The organism is Rhizobium sp. CFBP 8762 (assembly GCF_014841565.1).
Classification (GTDB): domain Bacteria; phylum Pseudomonadota; class Alphaproteobacteria; order Rhizobiales; family Rhizobiaceae; genus CFBP-8762.
The window spans coordinates 1016496-1033468 of sequence record NZ_JACYUD010000001.1 but is presented as its reverse complement, the minus strand read 5'-3'; the positions used below and the strand labels follow the sequence as shown (position 1 = coordinate 1033468).

The following is a 16973-nucleotide window of genomic DNA, read 5'->3' as shown; positions in this document are numbered from 1 at the left end:
CGTTCGCGCCATATCGTGGATTAGCGTGCTCTGGCGGGCGATGGGCGGTCCGGGAAGGAGGAGCAGGCAACACAACCGCACGATGGCGAGATAAAAGCGCGCGATGTGCGGCTTGGTGCGGTTGTGTGTTTTCAGGGGCTTATGGCGCGTTTTCGCGAGGTGCGCCGGATCGGCGCAGCCTGCGTACTCGCCATTTCGCCAAGGATTTCCGCGCTATTGCGCGATGTGCGGAGCCTCGGCCATGAGCGGCGAGGACGATTTCCGCATCCGGCCAGGCCGCATCCGCTCGACCCGGGCTCAGCAGGCGCGGCCCTTCATCGCCCAGGCGCTCGCGGCCGCGCAGCGCGCCGGCGGCCGGGTCTCGCGCTCCGGCCAGATCAGCTCGGGCAACCGCTCGCGTTTCGGGCGCGGCCAGCGCGCGACCGTCCAGGCCAACCGGCTGCTCACCAGCCGATCGCGCAACACCGTCATCAAGACGCGCGTCGTCCGTCATAGCGCGCGGGCCGCGCCGCTTTCCGCCCACCTCAGCTACCTCCGGCGCGAGGGTGTCACCCGGGACGGGGAGAAGGCGCGGCTGTTCGGTCCTGAGACCGAGGACGCCGATCCCAAGGCCTTCGCCGAGCGCACCCAGGACGACCGCCATCATTTCCGCTTCATCGTCTCGCCCGAGGACGCGACCGAGATGTCCGACGTCAAGACCTATGCCCGCGACCTGATGGGGCAGATGGAGAAGGACCTTGGCACCAAGCTCGACTGGGTCGGTGTCGATCACTGGAACACGGATAATCCGCACGTCCACATCATCCTGCGCGGGCGCACCGATGACGGCCAGGACCTCGTCATCTCCCGCGACTACATCAAGGAAGGCATGCGCGCCCGCGCGCAGGATCTCGTCACCCAGGAGCTGGGGCCGCGCACCGATCACGAGATCCGCCGCAATCTCCAACGCCAGATCGAGTCGGAACGCTGGACCAATCTCGACCGCCAGCTTTCGCGCGACGCCTATCGCACCGGCGTCGTCGATCTAGCCCCTCACGCTGACCGCCAGCCAGACGAATTCCATGCGATGAAGGTTGGCCGGCTGCGGAAGCTGGAGACGCTCGGCCTTGCGGATCAGGTCGGCCCCGGCCAATGGGTCGTATCGGAGAATGCCGAGGCAACGCTGCGTGAGCTGGGCGAGCGCGGCGATATCATCAAACGCATCCATCGCGGACTGACTGAGCGCGGCATCGAGCGCGGCGCGGCCAGCTATGTGCTCGCCGGCGAAAGCCTCGACGATCCCGTCATCGGCCGGCTGGTCGATCGCGGCCTCGACGACGAGCTGAAGGGTACGGCTTATGCCGTGGTCGACGGTACGGACGGCCGCACCCATCACATAAAGCTGGCTGACCTCGACGCCGCCGGCGACAGCGCGCCGGGCTCGATCGTCGAACTGCGCAAGTTCGACGACGCGCAGGGACGACGTCGCGTCGCGCTCGCCATCCGCTCCGATCTCGACGTCGAACGACAGGTCAATGCGACCGGCGCCACCTGGCTCGACCGGCAGGCAATCGCCCGCGATCCCGTCGCACTTGGCGGTGGCGGCTTCGGGGCCGAGGTTCGCCACGCGATGGACCGGCGGGCCGAACATCTCGTTGGCCAGGGCCTCGCCGAGCGGCAGACGCGCGGCGTCAGTTTCTCACCCGGCCTGATCGAAACGCTGCGCCAGCGCGAGGTGGAGGCGTTGGGCGAGAAGCTTGCGGCGGAAACCGGCCGGCAATTCGCGAAGGCTGGAACGGGCGAGTATGTGGCGGGCACCTATCGCCAGCGCTTCGCGCTCGCGTCGGGCCGTTTCGCCATGATCGACGACGGTCTCGGCTTCCAGCTTGTGCCCTGGTCGCCATCCCTCGAACGCCAGATCGGTCAGCACGTCTCCGGCGTGTCGCGCGGTGCCGGTGGCGTCGACTGGAGTTTCGGCCGCAACCGCAGCCTCGGCATGTAGCCCAATCAAGAAAGGAGTGCACGCCATGTCGGCGACCAAAATCCTCTGGGGCCAGATCCTCACCGTCGCCTTGATCGTGTTGATGACGACCTGGGCGGCAACGCAGTGGACGGCCTGGCGACTCGGCTTTCAGCCGCAGCTCGGACTTCCTTGGTTCGAGCTGGCCGGCTGGCCGATCTACTATCCGCCCGCCTTCTTCTGGTGGTGGTACTTCTACGATGCCTATGCACCGCCGATCTTCATTGAGGGCGCCTATATCGCCGCCTCAGGCGGCTTCATGTCCATTGCCGTCGCGATCGGCATGTCGGTCTGGCGGGCGCGTGAAGCCAAGAACGCCGAGACGTTCGGCTCCGCCCGATGGGCCGTCGCCGGCGAAGTGCGCGCCGCCGGGCTGCTTGGCGCGGACGGCGTGGTGCTCGGGAAGTTCGATCGCGACTATCTCCGCCACGACGGTCCCGAGCATGTGCTGTGCTTCGCGCCCACGCGTTCCGGCAAGGGCGTCGGCCTGGTCGTGCCGTCGCTGCTGACCTGGCCGGGCTCCGCCATCGTCCATGACATCAAGGGTGAGAACTGGACGCTCACGGCGGGCTATCGCGCCCGCCATGGTCGCGTGCTGCTGTTCGATCCCACCAATACGAAATCCGCGGCCTACAATCCGCTGCTCGAGGTGCGCCGCGGCGAATGGGAGGTCCGCGACGTTCAGAACATCGCCGACATTCTGGTCGACCCGGAGGGGTCGCTGGAGAAGCGAAATCACTGGGAGAAGACCAGCCACGCTTTGCTGGTCGGCGCGATCCTACACGTCCTCTACGCCGAGGCCGACAAGACCCTGGCCGGCGTCGCCGCCTTCCTCTCCGATCCGAAGCGGCCGATCGAGTCCACGCTCGCCGCCATGATGAAGACAGCCCATCTCGGCGAGGCTGGCCCGCATCCGGTAATCGCCAGCGCCGCGCGCGAGCTGCTGAACAAATCCGACAACGAGCGGTCGGGCGTGTTGTCGACCGCGATGTCATTCCTCGGCCTCTATCGTGATCCCGTCGTCGCCGAAGTCACACGCCGCTGCGACTGGCGCATCGTGGATATCGTCGGCGGTAAGCATCCGACCACGCTCTACCTCGTCGTGCCGCCCTCGGACATCAACCGCACCAAGCCGCTGATCCGTCTCATCCTCAATCAGGTCGGCCGCCGGCTGACCGAGGACCTGCAGGCGAAGGGCAACCGCCACCGGCTGCTCCTCATGCTGGACGAGTTTCCAGCCCTCGGTCGTCTCGACTTCTTCGAGAGCGCTCTCGCCTTCATGGCGGGCTACGGCCTCAAGGCCTTTCTCATCACCCAGTCGTTGAACCAGATCGAGAAGGCCTACGGCCCGAACAACTCGATCCTCGATAACTGCCATGTCCGGGTTAGCTTCGCCACCAATGACGAACGGACCGCCAAGCGCGTCTCGGACGCGCTTGGCACTGCGACCGAGATGCGCGCGATGAAGAACTATGCCGGTCATCGCCTGTCGCCATGGCTCGGCCACATGATGGTCTCGCGCTCGGAAACGGCCAGGCAACTGATGACACCCGGCGAGATCATGCAGCTCCCGCCGGCCGACGAGATCGTCATGGTCGCCGGCACCCCGCCGATCCGCGCGAAGAAGGCGCGATACTATGAGGATCGCCGGTTTCAGGAGCGCATTCTGACGCCGCCGACCTTAGTGAAACCGACAACCGCCCGGCCGGATGATTGGAGCACGCTCCCTCTTCCGGCGACGCCAGCGGTCGCGATGGCCACCAGCGGCGCCGAATCGGAGGACGAGGATACGACCGACTCCGAGCGCCGGCACCAGCCGGAGCTGAGCCGCTCGAAACCCGTCGAGCGTAAGACGCCCATCGAAAACGAGTTCGAGATCGATCCCCGTGACGACGCCGATGAGGACGCTACACGCCTCTCGCGCATGAACCGGACCATGCGCCAGGTGGCACGCCAAGCGTCGCTCGATCCCGGCGACGGCATCGAGCTTTAGGAAGCAAAATGACGAAGCCTCGCAAAAAGCAGCGACTGTCGGTGTATCTCGAACCAGACGTCATGAAGGCGCTCGCCGCGCATGCCGCTCGGCGCGACCAATCCCTCTCGCTGATCGCGGAAGCCGGAATTGCCTCCTTCCTGTCACCTGACGCCGCCGAACGGCAGGAAGCCGTCACGACAAAGCGACTTGATCAGCTCGACCGGCGCATTGCCCGCATGGAACGCGACCTTGGCATAGCCGTCGAGACGCTGGCCGTGTTCATCCGGTTCTGGGTGACCACGACGCCGGCGCTGCCCGAGCCCGCCGCTCAGGCCGCGCGGGCCAAGGCCGGCGAGCGCTATGAGGCGTTCGTCAACGCGCTCGGCCGCCGGCTCGCTCAGGGGCCGAAGCTGCGCCAGGAGATTTCCGAGGACATTGAGGCCGTCGATGACCAACGGTGACGCCGCATCGTGATATCGCGGCTCAACCAGCCGCCATTTCCTGTGCTTCCTTCCGCAACACGTCGAAGGCTTCCGCATAACTATCCGCTGCACTCATCCACGCCGGCGGGTTCGATGCGATATGGCGCCAAATCGCGAGATCGTCTGCCGTCCTAATGCCGTGCCGCACATTCTGCAGAAAGTACCTTTCGTAGCCACCGTCCTGTTTCATCCATGCCTCGGCAACAGACTCCGACGCAGGCTGACTGGTCTCGGGATCGGTGGCAGTGGCCAACAACATATCGAGTTCGATCGGCTTCCCGTCCAAATCGTTCGGCCACGGAATATCAAACTCGCCATCGGCGGTGACGACCGACAGCGCTTTACCGCCACTACCTTTGAAGCGCTCGCTCCAATCCGACGCCAGCCGCTCGCGCGCGATGGCATTTCCAAACAAAACACCAACGCTTCCCCACCTAGCAGCAATTGCGCCTGGCTTTGCGGCTGGAGCCTCCGCCTTCCAAAGCGCGCGCGCCTCGTCTACCAAATCATCGATGCCTTCGACGTCGCACTTGCAAGGCACTAGGCGGGCGAAACCTGACGGCTCTTCCTGACGAAACGTCATCGTGAACGTATCGCCGCGTTTTACTGATTTTCGTCCATAATATATCGGGGCCCGGACCAAACCGGACATTTCCATTGCAAGGTGATCACGTCGCCACTCAGCTCGCCCGGCGGTGTCGGCGTCCCAAAACAATGACCCAATGATCAGAACCCCACACTTCATCGACACCCCCGCTACCGTTAGCAATTATTGCATTGAGCGAGCTTCGATGCATACCAAATAAGCTGCGCTCAGATAAGCACGGCGCAGCAAGTATTCCGCTGCACCCGAGCTTCGTCTAGCCACGGCCTCAGGGAACAACTCCGCCGTTTCCCTGTCTTTGTACGCCACAGTACGACGGCCACATGATGGTTGTTGTCAGGCCATGATTTCTGCCTCTTCTACTCATCCCCGATCCAGGGCCGCATGTCGCGGTCCCGCAAGAGAACGGGGACGACGTGGCGGCAACTCACCAGAAATCGGAGGCGATCCTTCGCGGCGCGCGCATGCTGCGCACGGCCCTCGGGCCGGCGATCGCCCGGTTTCTGGAAGACCCCGCGATCGTCGAGGTGATGCTCAACCCCGATGGGCGGCTCTGGGTCGACCGGCTTTCCGAAGGACTTTCCAACACGGGTGAACTGCTGTCGCCGTCAGACGGCGAGCGGATCATCCGCCTCGTCGCCCATCATGTCGGTGCGGAGGTTCATCCCGGCGCCCCGCGCGTCTCGGCCGAGCTGCCCGAGACGGGAGAGCGGTTCGAGGGGCTGTTGCCTCCCGTGGTGTCCGCGCCGGCCTTCGCGATCCGCAAGCCCGCCGTCGCTGTCTTCACGCTCGACGATTACGTCGCCGCCGGGATCATGGCGGCCGATCAGGCCGAGACGCTGCGCCAGGCCGTCGCCGATCGCCGCAACATCCTAGTCGCCGGCGGCACGTCGACCGGCAAGACCACCCTCACCAACGCGCTGCTCGCCGAGGTGTCCAAGACCTCGGACCGCGTCGTCCTGATCGAGGACACGCGCGAGCTGCAATGTGCCGCGCCCAATCTGGTCGCGATGCGGACGAAGGACGGCGTCGCCTCGCTCTCCGATCTGGTTCGCTCTTCGCTTCGCCTGCGCCCCGACCGCATCCCCATTGGAGAGGTGCGCGGCGCCGAGGCCCTCGATCTGTTGAAGGCATGGGGCACCGGCCACCCCGGCGGCGTCGGAACGATCCACGCCGGCACCGCCATCGGCGCCCTGCTTCGCATGGAGCAGCTCATCCAGGAAGCCGTCGTCACCGTCCCGCGCGCGCTGATCGCCGAGACGATCGATCTCGTCGCCGTGCTCTCCGGCCGCGGCGCCTCGCGCCGGCTCGCCGAACTCGCCCGCATCGAGGGTCTCGGCCCCGACGGCGACTACCGCGTCACCCCCGCAAGCCAGCCCCTCACAGGAGACCCGTCATGATCCAGCATGCTTTGCGCATCCGCCGCCATATCGCCACGGCGGTGTCCGTCAGTTTTCTCACGCTGGCGCTCGCGCCGGCCGCCCACGCCTCCGGCTCGTCGATGCCCTGGGAGGCACCCCTGCAATCGATCCTCGAATCGATCGAGGGGCCGGTCGCCAAGATAATCGCTGTGATGATCATCATCATCACCGGCCTGACGCTGGCCTTCGGCGACACCTCGGGCGGCGCGCGTAAGCTGATCCAGATCGTCTTCGGCCTGTCGATCGCCTTCGCCGCGTCCAGCTTCTTCCTGTCCTTCTTCTCGTTCGGCGGCGGGGCGCTCGTCTGATGGCGGATGGCGTCGACCATGGCGGCGAGCTGCCGGGCTTCTCGGTCCCGGTCCATCGGGCGCTGACCGAGCACATCCTGCTCGGCGGCGCGCCGCGCTCGCTCGCCATCCTCAACGGCACGCTGGCGGCCGCGCTCGGTCTCGGCCTTCGCCTGTGGCTGGTCGGTCTGGGCCTTTGGGCTGTCGGGCATTCCGCGGCCGTCTGGGCGGCCAAGCGCGATCCGCAGTTCGTCGACGTCGTACGCAGGCATCTGCGCATCCCTGGCCACCTGTCGGTTTGAGGAGCGACGCCGATGATGAACCTTGCCGAATATCGCAACCGCAATACCCGGCTCGCTGACTTCCTGCCCTGGGTCGCGCTGGTCGGCGAAGGGATCGTGCTCAACAAGGACGGCAGCCTGCAGCGCACCGCACGATTCCGCGGCCCCGACCTCGACAGCGCGGTGCCGGCCGAGCTGGTCGCCGTGGCAGGCCGTCTCAACAACGCCTTCCGTCGCCTGGGCTCCGGCTGGGCGATCTTCGTCGAGGCGCAGCGCCATGGCGCCGCCACCTATCCGGCCAGTATGTTCGCCGACAGCGCCTCCGCCCTGGTCGACGCCGAACGCAAGGCCGACTTCGAGGAAGCCGGCAGCCATTTCGAGTCCAGCTACTTCCTGACCTTCCTCTATCTCCCGCCGGCCGAAGACGCCGCGCGGGCCGAGACCTGGCTCTATGAGGGCCGCGATCATGCCGGCGTCGACGCGCACGAGATCCTACGCGGTTTCGCCGACCGCACCGATCGCATCCTCCAGCTTATCGACGCCTTCATGCCGGAATGCGCCTGGCTCGATGACGGCGAGACGCTGACCTATCTGCACTCGACCGTCTCAACGAAGCGGCATCGCGTCCGCGTCCCCGAGACGCCGATGTATCTCGATGCGCTGCTCGCCGATCAGCCGCTGGCCGGCGGGCTCGAACCCCGGCTCGGCGACGCGCATGTCCGCATCCTCACCATAGTCGGCTTTCCGACCGCGACCACGCCCGGCATCCTCGACGAGCTGAACCGGCTGGCCTTTCCCTATCGCTGGTCGACGCGGGCGGTCCTGCTCGACAAGACTGACGCCACCAAGCTGCTGACCAAGATCCGGCGGCAATGGTTCGCCAAGCGCAAATCGATCGCCGCCATCCTGAAGGAGGTAATGACCAACGAGACCTCCGCCCTCGTGGACACCGATGCGTCCAACAAGGCGGCCGATGCAGACATGGCGTTGCAGGAGCTGGGCGCGGACTACGCCGGCCAGGCCTATGTGACCGCGACGATCACTGTCTGGGACGATGATCCGCGCATCGCCGCCGAGAAGCTGCGGATGGTCGAGAAAGTCATCCAGGGCCGCGACTTCAACGCGATGCCCGAGACGATCAACGCCGTGGACGCTTGGCTCGGCTCGCTGCCCGGCCATGTCTACGCCAATGTCCGCCAGCCCCCGATCAACACACTGAATCTCGCCCACATGATTCCGCTGTCGGCGGTGTGGGCGGGACCGGAACGGGACGAGCACTTCGATGCACCCCCACTGCTTTACGGCAGAACCGAAGGCTCGACCCCGTTCCGGCTTTCCATCCATGTCGGCGACGTCGGCCATACGCTGATCGTCGGCCCCACGGGCGCCGGCAAGTCGGTGCTGCTGGCGCTGATGGCGTTGCAGTTCCGGCGCTATCCGCAAAGCCAAGTCTTCGCCTTCGACTTCGGCGGCTCGATCCGCGCCGCAGCGCTCGCCATGCGCGGCGACTGGCATGATCTCGGCGGTGGCCTCACGGAGGGCGCAGACGACGGCGTGTCGCTTCAGCCGCTCGCGCGCATCGACGATGTCGCCGAGCGCGCCTGGGCCTCCGATTGGCTGGTAGCGATCCTGACGCGCGAGAGCGTGCCCGTCACGCCCGAGGTGAAGGAACATCTCTGGTCGGCGCTGTCTTCTCTGGCCACCGCGCCTACCAGCGAGCGGACGCTAACGGGCTTGTCGGTCCTGCTCCAGTCCAACGACCTGAAACAGGCGCTGCGACCCTATTGCGTCGGCGGCCCTTATGGACGTCTGCTCGACGCAGAGGCCGAGCATCTGGGCGAAGCCCATGTTCAGGTTTTCGAGACCGAAGGGCTGATCGGCACCGGGGCCGCCGCCGCCGTGCTCGCCTATCTCTTCCATCGCATCGAGGATCGCCTAAACGGACGGCCGACGCTGCTGATCGTGGATGAAGGCTGGCTGGCGCTAGACGACGAGGGCTTCGCCGGTCAGCTCCGCGAGTGGCTGAAGACGCTGCGCAAGAAGAACGCGAGCGTCATCTTCGCTACGCAGTCGCTGTCGGACATCGACGGGTCGGCGATCGCGCCGGCCATTATCGAAAGCTGCCAGACCCGCATCCTGCTCCCGAACGAGCGCGCCATCGAGCCGCAGATCACCGCCATCTATCGCCGCTTCGGGCTCAACGATCGCCAGATCGAGATCCTCGCGCGGGCGATGCCCAAGCGCGACTATTACTGCCAGTCCCGGCGCGGCAACCGGCTGTTCGAGCTGGGCCTGTCGGACGTGGCGCTGGCGCTCTGCGCCGCCTCATCGAAGCAGCACCAGGCGCTGATCGCCGAGGTTCACGCCCGCAGCGGCACCGACGGTTTCCTTGCCGAATGGCTTGCCGAGAACCGGCTCGCCTGGGCCGCCGACCTCATCGCCGACCTCACCAATGTCACCCCCCAAACCGATCCGGAGGCATGCTCATGACCCGTTCCGTTCGTTCCCGCTCGCGCGCGCTGCGCATCAGCGCCGCACTCCTCGCCGCGCCGCTCGCGCTGTCGCCAATCTTCGCGCCGCCCGCGGCCGCGCAGTGGATCGTCTACGATCCGACAAACTACGCGCAGAACGTGCTGACGGCCGCGCGCACGCTCCAGCAGGTCAATCAGCAGATCACCCAGCTCCAGAACGAAGCCACCATGCTGATCAACCAGGCGCGCAATCTGGCGAGCCTGCCATATTCCTCGCTCCAGCAGCTTCAGCAGTCGGTGCAGCGCACGCAGCAGCTCCTGCAAGAGGCGCAGGGCATCGCCCTCAACGTCCAGCAAATCGACCGAGCGTTTCAGACCACCTATGGCAACGCGTCGATGTCGGCCACGGATCAGCAACTCGTCGCCGGTGCGCGCGAGCGCTGGCAGAACACTGTCGGCGGGCTGCAGGACGCCATGCGCGTTCAGGCCGGCGTGGTCGGCAACATCGATACCAACCGGACCGAAATGTCGTCACTGGTCGGCCAGAGTCAGGGCGCAACCGGCGCTTTGCAGGCGACGCAGGCCGGCAACCAGCTTCTGGCGCTCCAGGCTCAGCAGCTCGCAGATCTGACCGCCGTCGTTGCCGCCAACGGCCGCGCTCAGAGCCTGTCGGAGGCTGAACGCGCTGCCGCGGCCGAACAGGGGCGCGAGCAGCGCCGCCGGTTTCTGACGCCGGGCACCGGCTACCAGCCCGGCAACGCCCGCATGTTCCCGAACGGCAACTGAGGGTGCTGGCCATGGACGGCAAGATGCTCGCCCGGCTCGGCGCCGTCGTCTTCGTCGCGGTTGCGATCACCGCGACCGCGATCGAGATGAGCCGGAAGGAGGAAGCCCCGGCCGCGTGGCCGTCCGGTCGCGCCACTCAGGCACAAGTGGACCCGCTTCGCGATGAACTGATCCGCTGCCAGTCGCTTGGCGAAGCCGGACCCCGCGATCCGGCCTGCCTGCGCGCATGGGCCGAGAACCGAAACCGCTTCCTGGCGCCTGGCGCCCGGCCGATGGAGCGGCTTCCCGAACCGCCGACGCCGAACGCCGGTTCGCGAGAAATCCCGGACAACCCCATCCGCCGCGAGAACGCGCCCCAACTCGACGAAGCGAGATAGCATCATGGGCGGCACCGGCGTTATCGACCATTTCCTCGAGGTCTTCACCCGCTACATCGACAGCGGATTCGGCTTGCTCAGCGGCGAAGTCGCCTTCATCGCCACCTCGCTCATCGTCATCGACGTGACTCTGGCGGCGCTGTTCTGGAGCTGGGGCGCCGACGACGACATCATGGCGCGGCTGGTAAAGAAGACGCTGTTCGTTGGTGTCTTCGCCTACATCATCGGCAATTGGAACAACCTCGCTCGCATCATCTTCGAGAGCTTCGCCGGCCTCGGCCTGAAGGCCAGCGGCACCGGCTTCACGACCGCCGATCTTCTACGCCCTGGCAAGGTCGCTCAGACCGGGCTCGACGCCGGACGGCCGCTGCTAGACTCGATTTCCAGCCTCATGGGCTATTGGTCGTTCTTCGAGAATTTCATCCAGATCGCCTGCATGTTCCTCGCCTGGGCGCTGGTGCTGCTCGCATTCTTCATCCTCGCCATTCAGCTCTTCGTCACGCTCATCGAATTCAAACTGACGACGCTGGCCGGTTTCGTGCTGATCCCGTTCGGCCTCTTCGGAAAATCCGCCTTCATGGCCGAGCGCGTGCTCGGCAATGTCATCTCCTCCGGCATCAAGGTGCTGGTGCTGGCCGTCATCATCGGCATCGGCTCGACCCTCTTCTCCGAGTTCACGTCCGGCTTCGGTGGCCAGAATCCTTCGATCGATGAAGCCATGGCGATCGTGCTCGCCGCGCTGTCGCTGCTCGGCCTCGGCATCTTCGGCCCCGGTATCGCGAGCGGCATCGTCTCCGGCGGTCCCCAGCTTAGCGCCGGCGCGGCGGTCGGCACGGGCTTGGCCGCAGGCGGCATGGTCGCGCTGGCCGGCCGCGCGGTTGGCGCCGCAGCGTCGGGTGGCGCCGCGCTGGCCGGTGGCGCTGCCGCCACCGCCCGTGGCGGCGCGGCAATGGCTGGCGGTGCATCCACCGCCTACAGCCTCGGCGCTGCCGGTCAGTCCGGCGCCGCAGGCGTTGCATCCGGGCTCGGCGGCGTTGTCCGCGCTGGCGGAAGCGCCGCCGTCTCACCACTGCGCCGCGCCGCCTCGCGCGCCGCCGAAAGCATGCGATCCAGCTTCAACGCAGGCGGCAAGGCCGCCTTCGAGGCGACGGGCGGCACGTCCACCGCGGGCTCGATCGGCGGTGACGCGGCCGGTGACGGCCCCGCTGCCGCCAGCTCCGCGAACGCCGGCGGTCCCCCTGCCTGGGCACAGCGGATGCGCCGCTCGCAGCACATGACCCATGCCGTCCAGGCCACCGCGCACGCCGTCCGCTCCGGCGACGCCCATGGCGGCGGCTCCTCCGTCAATCTTTCCGAAGGCGATCGCTGATGTTCAAACGACCCTCCACCCACTATGGCAAAGCCCCCGAGCCGGAAACGCCCTATCAGCGCGCCGCCCAGGTCTGGGATGAACGCATCGGCGCCTCGCGTGTGCAGGCCAAGAACTGGCGAACGATGGCGTTCGGTTCGCTGATCCTGTCGGCCGGCTTCGCCACTGCACTCGTCGTGCAGTCGGCGCGGGGAACGATCGTGCCATGGGTGGTGCAGGTCGATCGGCTCGGCCAGGCGCAGGCCGTGGCGCCTGCCGAGGCCGACTACCGTCCGACCGATCCCCAGATCGCCTTCCACCTCGCGCGTTTCATCGAGCAGGTCCGGAGCATTCCGGCCGACGCCATCATCGTCCGCCAAAATTGGCTGCGCGCCTACGACTTCACGACCGATCGCGGCGCCATGGCGCTCAATGACTATGCCCGCGCCAACGACCCGTTCACGCGCGTCGGCCGCCAGCAGGTCGCCGTCGACGTCTCCAGCGTGATCCGCGCATCGCCCGACAGCTTCCGCGTCGCCTGGGTCGAGCGCCGCTACGAGAACGGCCAGCTCGCCGAGACCACGCGCTGGACCGCAATCCTGACGATCGTCGTGCAGATCCCCCGAAATGCCGACCGGCTCAGAGCGAACCCGCTCGGTATCTACGTCAACGCCATCAACTGGTCACGGGAGCTTGGGCAATGAAGCCGTCTTTCCGTAAAGCCGGAAATCCGGCTTCACACATCGTCCTATTTCCGTCTCTCCGCAGAGCCGCCATCCCGATGGTCCTGCTGGCGACGACCGCGCTCGCCGGATGCGCCACCACCAATCCGCCGCCCGAAATCTCCTACGACAATGCGGCCCCGGCCGTGCAGACCGTCGATCCGCCTGCGCCCGTCACCGTGGTCGAGCTGCCGCGCCCTCTGCCGCTGCCCGGCCAGTTGCAGCGCGTGGAGCCTTCACGGCGCGCGCCCGAGCCGACAGATCCGACCGCGCGGGTGAACCAGGCCAATGCCGCAGCCCGCATCCAGCCGGTGCGCGACGGCTTCATCAACTCGATGCAGGTTTACCCCTTCACGCAAGGAGCGCTCTATCAGGTCTACACTGCCGTCGGGCAAATCACCGACATCGCGTTGCAGCCCGGCGAGCAGCTCGTCGGCTCCGGACCGGTCGCCGCCGGCGATACGGTTCGCTGGATCATCGGCGACACCGAGAGCGGATCGGGGGCGACACGGCAGATCCATATCCTGGTCAAGCCAACGCGGCCCGACCTGATGACGAACCTCGTCATCAACACCAACCTGCGCACCTACCATATGGAGCTTCGCTCGACCGAGCGGACCTATATGGCCTCGGTGTCCTGGCAGTATCCGCAGGACCAGCTCATCGCGCTGCGCCGCCAGAACCAACAAGCTGAAGCCGCGCAGCCGATCGCATCCGGCGTCGACCTCGCCAACGTCAACTTCCGCTATGCGATCGAAGGCGACCGAGCGCCATGGCGGCCGCTGCGCGCCTTTGATGATGGCCGCCAGGTCTTCATCGAATTCCCGCGCGGCATAGGCCAGGGCGAGATGCCGCCGCTCTTCGTTGTCGGCCCGGAGGGCAATACCTCCGAACTGGTGAACTACCGCGTTCGCGGCCACCACATGATCGTCGACCGGCTCTTCGCGGCGGCCGAGCTGCGCTTCGGCTCCGGCGACCGGCAACGGCGCGTCAGAATCACCCGCACCGATGGGAGGCCGGCCTCGTGAGCGAGAACCCGCCCCGGAATGAGGAAGTGCCGGACGACGATGCGCAGCCGCTGGCCAGCGAGCCCGCCGGTCCAGCGCCGATGCGGCTGCGGGCCGAGCCGCCGCGCGTGACGCGGCTGTCTCGGAAGGTTCTGGCAGGACTCGGCCTGGTCGCCAGCGTCGGTCTCGGCGGAGCCCTGATCTACGCGCTCCAGACCCGCGATAGCGGCCGGCCCAACGAGGAAATTTATTCAACCGAGAACCGCTCGACAGCGGACGGCCTTGCTGGGCTCCCGCGAGATTACAGTGGCGTGCCGCAGCTCGGGCCGCCACTTCCCGGCGATCTCGGCCGACCGATCCTCCGTACCCAGGATCGTGGGCAGCCGATGCCCACCCCCGGCATCGCCACGCCCAATCCCGGTATCAGCGCGGAAGAGCAGCGCCGCCTTCAGGAGATCGAGACCGCGCGGACCAGCCGTCTCTTCTCCGGATCGGAAAGCCGGGGCGCTCCCGCCGCGGCGGAAACTTCCCCAGCACTCCCGCCCGCGCCGGATTTGGCGAGCCTTGGCCTCGCGCCACCGCCGGCCACACCCTCAGCGCAGGACCGCCAGAACGCATTTCTGAACGCGGCGGCCGATCGCAGGACGATCGCGCCCGATCGCGTTGCTGCGCCAGCGTCGCCGAACATCCTCCAGGCAGGCGCGGTGATATCCGCCGCACTGATCACCGGCATCCGGTCGGACCTACCGGGCCAGATCACCGCCCAGGTCACCGAGAACATCTACGACAGCCCGACCGGACGTATCCTTCTCGTGCCGCAAGGCACGCGCGTTATCGGCCAGTACGACAACAACGTACAGTTCGGCCAAAGTCGCGTGTTGCTCGTCTGGAACCGACTGATCTTCCCGAACGGACGCTCGATTATTCTCGAGCGTCAGCCAGGCGCGGACGCGGAAGGGTTTGCCGGTCTACAGGACGGTGTTGATTACCACTGGTGGGATCTCGCCAAGGCGGCAGGCCTTTCGACGCTGCTGAGCGTCGGCGCCGAACTCGCCGTCGACAATGATGATCGCCTGATCCAGGCAATCCGCAATGGCGGGCAAGATACCATCAATGACGCCGGACAAGAAATTGTGCGGCGTCAGCTCAACATCGCGCCGACCCTGACGATCCGGCCGGGCTTCCCCGTGAGGGTGATCGTTACGCGCGACTTAGTCCTCGAACCTTATGGAGAGTGAACGTATGGTAACGCTGAAACTGAGTATCCTTCCGAATGACAAGCCGCTAAAAGTCACGGTCGAACTCCCTGCTGCCGTACACCGCGACTTGGTCGCCTATGCGGAGCTATTAGAGAAGCAATCGGACCAGCGTATTCCGGATCCCAGCAAACTAATTGCGCCGATGGTACAGCGTTTCATGGCGACAGACAGGGGATTTGCGCGGGCCAAACGGACACAACTGGTTTCCACGGCGTAACGCTCGATCCTGCGGGGGATATACAAGCTGCTCTGCCCGAGCAGGCAGGTGCTGTAAGCCTGGATTGGTGTTGGCTGCCTGCCAGCGCCCGGTGGCTCGAAGTACATGGCCTCTCCGGCCACCGGAAGGAATAAGCCGTCTTTGGTTTGCAGGAGGCTCCACCTCTTGAGATGGTGAAATGTGTATGAGCAAGACGACGAGCAAGTTCGCCCGCCCGATATCGGCGAGCGTACCATACGGATGATGTCACGCCAGGGGTGAATTATTTCAAGGATGCTGAAGGGAGCCAGCCGGCTAAGCGATTCCCCTTGGCCCAACTGGTTGGATGCCGCCGCAGTAAACTGTTCAGGTTTGATAATTTTCCGAGAACTGCCGTGCCGCCATCAGCACAGGTATGAGATCGTTCCCTTTAGCCGTGAGACGATATTCCACATGCGGCGGCTGCTCCCCGAGGTCCCTTCTGTCGATAAGGCAGTCTTGCTCGAGTTCTCGGAGGTGTTGCGTCAGCATTTTATGCGAAATCCCGGGAATATCCCGAAGTAATTGCGAACTTCGCATGGCGGTCTTATCGTAAAGGCGAAAAAGGATCGGCAGCTTCCAGCGCCCGCCGATCATGCGCAAGGTCTGGGTTACAAGGGCCACAGCCCCATTGGGGCCAAGGCATTCCGCTTTATCGAGGATTTGGACAGGCACCTTTTGGTGCGTTATTGCGATATCTATTGCGTGCCTCCTACATCCGAACCCAGTGAATATAAGGACGCGGATCATGGATTTACAGTTGGATGGGAGGGTCGCCCTCGTCACCGGCAGCAGCAAAGGCATCGGCGAGGCCGTCGCCAAGGGCTTGGCGCTGGAAGGCGTCATCGTTGTTGTTCATGGCCGTGACAGGACGCAGGCCGAGCGCGTGGAACAGCAGATCATCGCCTCGGGTGGTCGGGCCCATATCGTGACCGGCGACCTGACAGTCGACGAAGCGGTACATGCCTTGGTCACCGATGCACGCGCATTTGCTGGCCGCATTGACATAGTCGTCAACAATGCGGGCGGTTCGGGGGGCGGCGAGGATTGGCGCATCACGTCTCCCGGCTCATGGGCATCGGCATATGACCGAAACGTGCTCGCGGCGGTTCGTGTCACGACCGCACTGCTGCCGCAAATGCGGTCTGCGAAATGGGGCCGCATCATCAACATATCGAGCCTTGCAGGAATGATGCCGCCCGCCGCAAACCCGGCTTATTCAGCTGCGAAGGCCGCGATGATCGCCATGACCGCCTCATTGGCAAAGGCGGTCGCAGCGGAGGGAGTAACCGTCAACACCGTCTCCCCCGGTACGGTCCACAGCGCCAAACTGGACATGAAGTTCCGCGAGACCGCCGCGGAAAGGGGGATAGCTCGCGATGCGCCCTGGGAAGAGGTGGAGCGGGCCGTGCTGCCGCTCTTTGCCCAGGTTCCGGCAGGCCGCGTCGGAACCCTGGAGGAAATCGCGGATGCCATTTGCTTCCTTGCGAGTCCTCGGGCGGCCTACATAACGGGATCAAACATCCGCCTGGATGGCGGAATGCTTCCGACAGCCTAGATCGAGGACAACGCGGCAAGGCATGTACGTGCACTGCGGGCACCATCAGCGGCGCAGACCAGCAGAGCGTCTGTCGTCAACTCGAACTTGCCCTGCACTCGCGATCCGGCCTGGGTTCCCGGTCCGCGTGATCTAACGTGAGACGCTACGCTTGGACTTAT

At 65.7% G+C, this 16973-nt stretch carries 17 protein-coding genes; 15 read left to right on the top strand and 2 right to left on the bottom strand.

Features of this window, described 5'->3' with window-relative positions; all coding sequences use genetic code 11:
* Positions 1 to 241 precede the first annotated feature (241 nt).
* From IFT84_RS04965 to IFT84_RS04955, 3 genes are read left to right on the top strand one after another with little or no spacing between them, the layout of a single operon-like run.
* The gene (locus tag IFT84_RS04965) at positions 242 to 1981 is read left to right on the top strand and encodes a relaxase/mobilization nuclease domain-containing protein (RefSeq protein WP_192117484.1); all 1740 of its coding nucleotides are present in this window, start codon (positions 242 to 244) and stop codon (positions 1979 to 1981) included.
* Between the two features lie 25 nt (positions 1982 to 2006).
* The gene (locus tag IFT84_RS04960) at positions 2007 to 3992 is read left to right on the top strand and encodes a conjugal transfer protein TraG (protein WP_192117483.1); all 1986 of its coding nucleotides are present in this window, start codon (positions 2007 to 2009) and stop codon (positions 3990 to 3992) included.
* 8 nt (positions 3993 to 4000) lie between these two features.
* On the top strand, positions 4001 to 4435 hold the full coding sequence (locus tag IFT84_RS04955) for a CopG family transcriptional regulator (RefSeq protein ID WP_192117482.1): 435 nt from the start codon (positions 4001 to 4003) through the stop codon (positions 4433 to 4435).
* A gap of 22 nt (positions 4436 to 4457) precedes the next feature.
* Here IFT84_RS04955 and IFT84_RS04950 read toward each other — a convergent pair whose 3' ends face one another.
* Positions 4458 to 5201, bottom strand: coding sequence for a hypothetical protein (locus IFT84_RS04950; protein ID WP_206757389.1), 744 nt, complete (start codon positions 5199 to 5201; stop codon positions 4458 to 4460).
* Between the two features lie 275 nt (positions 5202 to 5476).
* Between IFT84_RS04950 and trbB the strand changes: the two genes are divergently transcribed.
* From trbB to IFT84_RS04895, 11 genes are read left to right on the top strand one after another with little or no spacing between them, the layout of a single operon-like run.
* Positions 5477 to 6460: a P-type conjugative transfer ATPase TrbB gene (trbB, locus tag IFT84_RS04945; RefSeq protein WP_192117480.1), complete on the top strand. Its 984-nt coding sequence runs from the start codon at positions 5477 to 5479 to the stop codon at positions 6458 to 6460.
* Positions 6457 to 6789 carry a TrbC/VirB2 family protein gene (locus IFT84_RS04940; protein ID WP_192117479.1) on the top strand — a complete coding sequence of 111 codons (333 nt, stop codon included), beginning with the start codon at positions 6457 to 6459 and terminating at the stop codon, positions 6787 to 6789. The genes trbB and IFT84_RS04940 overlap by 4 nt, the downstream gene beginning before the upstream one ends.
* Positions 6789 to 7070 carry a VirB3 family type IV secretion system protein gene (locus IFT84_RS04935; protein ID WP_192117478.1) on the top strand — a complete coding sequence of 94 codons (282 nt, stop codon included), beginning with the start codon at positions 6789 to 6791 and terminating at the stop codon, positions 7068 to 7070. Before IFT84_RS04940 ends, IFT84_RS04935 begins: the two co-directional genes overlap by 1 nt.
* Before the next feature lie 12 nt (positions 7071 to 7082).
* Positions 7083 to 9539 (top strand): conjugal transfer protein TrbE, encoded by a 2457-nt coding sequence (trbE, locus tag IFT84_RS04930; RefSeq protein ID WP_192117477.1) that lies wholly within the window; start codon positions 7083 to 7085, stop codon positions 9537 to 9539.
* Positions 9536 to 10306 carry a P-type conjugative transfer protein TrbJ gene (gene trbJ, locus IFT84_RS04925; RefSeq protein WP_192117476.1) on the top strand — a complete coding sequence of 257 codons (771 nt, stop codon included), beginning with the start codon at positions 9536 to 9538 and terminating at the stop codon, positions 10304 to 10306. Before trbE ends, trbJ begins: the two co-directional genes overlap by 4 nt.
* A gap of 11 nt (positions 10307 to 10317) precedes the next feature.
* On the top strand, positions 10318 to 10683 hold the full coding sequence (gene trbK-alt, locus IFT84_RS04920) for a putative entry exclusion protein TrbK-alt (protein ID WP_192117475.1): 366 nt from the start codon (positions 10318 to 10320) through the stop codon (positions 10681 to 10683).
* Positions 10684 to 10687: 4 nt separating this feature from the next.
* Positions 10688 to 12052, top strand: coding sequence for a P-type conjugative transfer protein TrbL (gene trbL, locus IFT84_RS04915; protein WP_192117474.1), 1365 nt, complete (start codon positions 10688 to 10690; stop codon positions 12050 to 12052).
* Complete coding sequence (gene trbF / locus IFT84_RS04910) at positions 12052 to 12735, top strand: conjugal transfer protein TrbF (protein ID WP_192117473.1); 684 nt, start codon at positions 12052 to 12054, stop codon at positions 12733 to 12735. The genes trbL and trbF overlap by 1 nt, the downstream gene beginning before the upstream one ends.
* Positions 12732 to 13781: a P-type conjugative transfer protein TrbG gene (gene trbG / locus IFT84_RS04905; protein ID WP_192117472.1), complete on the top strand. Its 1050-nt coding sequence runs from the start codon at positions 12732 to 12734 to the stop codon at positions 13779 to 13781. Before trbF ends, trbG begins: the two co-directional genes overlap by 4 nt.
* Positions 13778 to 14998 carry a TrbI/VirB10 family protein gene (locus tag IFT84_RS04900; RefSeq protein WP_192117471.1) on the top strand — a complete coding sequence of 407 codons (1221 nt, stop codon included), beginning with the start codon at positions 13778 to 13780 and terminating at the stop codon, positions 14996 to 14998. The genes trbG and IFT84_RS04900 overlap by 4 nt, the downstream gene beginning before the upstream one ends.
* 4 nt (positions 14999 to 15002) lie before the next feature.
* Positions 15003 to 15236, top strand: coding sequence for a DUF2274 domain-containing protein (locus IFT84_RS04895; protein ID WP_192117470.1), 234 nt, complete (start codon positions 15003 to 15005; stop codon positions 15234 to 15236).
* 345 nt (positions 15237 to 15581) lie between these two features.
* Here IFT84_RS04895 and IFT84_RS21680 read toward each other — a convergent pair whose 3' ends face one another.
* Entirely contained in the window at positions 15582 to 15851 is a 270-nt protein-coding gene (locus IFT84_RS21680; protein ID WP_342212827.1) for a winged helix-turn-helix transcriptional regulator, read from the bottom strand.
* Between the two features lie 151 nt (positions 15852 to 16002).
* On the opposite strand from IFT84_RS21680, the gene IFT84_RS04885 reads away from it, so the two are divergent.
* Positions 16003 to 16812: an SDR family NAD(P)-dependent oxidoreductase gene (locus tag IFT84_RS04885; protein WP_192117468.1), complete on the top strand. Its 810-nt coding sequence runs from the start codon at positions 16003 to 16005 to the stop codon at positions 16810 to 16812.
* Positions 16813 to 16973 lie beyond the last annotated feature (161 nt).

Bases quoted from the DNA above. Each gene is read 5' to 3' on its own strand.
- IFT84_RS04965 (WP_192117484.1), top strand. From the start codon at position 242: ATGAGCGGCGAGGACGATTTCCGCATCCGGCCAGGCCGCATCCGCTCG.
- IFT84_RS04960 (WP_192117483.1), top strand. From the start codon at position 2,007: ATGTCGGCGACCAAAATCCTCTGGGGCCAGATCCTCACCGTCGCCTTG.
- IFT84_RS04955 (WP_192117482.1), top strand. From the start codon at position 4,001: ATGACGAAGCCTCGCAAAAAGCAGCGACTGTCGGTGTATCTCGAACCA.
- IFT84_RS04950 (WP_206757389.1), bottom strand. From the start codon at position 5,201: ATGAAGTGTGGGGTTCTGATCATTGGGTCATTGTTTTGGGACGCCGAC.
- IFT84_RS04940 (WP_192117479.1), top strand. From the start codon at position 6,457: ATGATCCAGCATGCTTTGCGCATCCGCCGCCATATCGCCACGGCGGTG.
- IFT84_RS04935 (WP_192117478.1), top strand. From the start codon at position 6,789: ATGGCGGATGGCGTCGACCATGGCGGCGAGCTGCCGGGCTTCTCGGTC.
- trbE (WP_192117477.1), top strand. From the start codon at position 7,083: ATGATGAACCTTGCCGAATATCGCAACCGCAATACCCGGCTCGCTGAC.
- trbJ (WP_192117476.1), top strand. From the start codon at position 9,536: ATGACCCGTTCCGTTCGTTCCCGCTCGCGCGCGCTGCGCATCAGCGCC.
- trbK-alt (WP_192117475.1), top strand. From the start codon at position 10,318: ATGGACGGCAAGATGCTCGCCCGGCTCGGCGCCGTCGTCTTCGTCGCG.
- trbL (WP_192117474.1), top strand. From the start codon at position 10,688: ATGGGCGGCACCGGCGTTATCGACCATTTCCTCGAGGTCTTCACCCGC.
- trbF (WP_192117473.1), top strand. From the start codon at position 12,052: ATGTTCAAACGACCCTCCACCCACTATGGCAAAGCCCCCGAGCCGGAA.
- trbG (WP_192117472.1), top strand. From the start codon at position 12,732: ATGAAGCCGTCTTTCCGTAAAGCCGGAAATCCGGCTTCACACATCGTC.
- IFT84_RS04895 (WP_192117470.1), top strand. From the start codon at position 15,003: ATGGTAACGCTGAAACTGAGTATCCTTCCGAATGACAAGCCGCTAAAA.
- IFT84_RS21680 (WP_342212827.1), bottom strand. From the start codon at position 15,851: ATGATCGGCGGGCGCTGGAAGCTGCCGATCCTTTTTCGCCTTTACGAT.
- IFT84_RS04885 (WP_192117468.1), top strand. From the start codon at position 16,003: ATGGATTTACAGTTGGATGGGAGGGTCGCCCTCGTCACCGGCAGCAGC.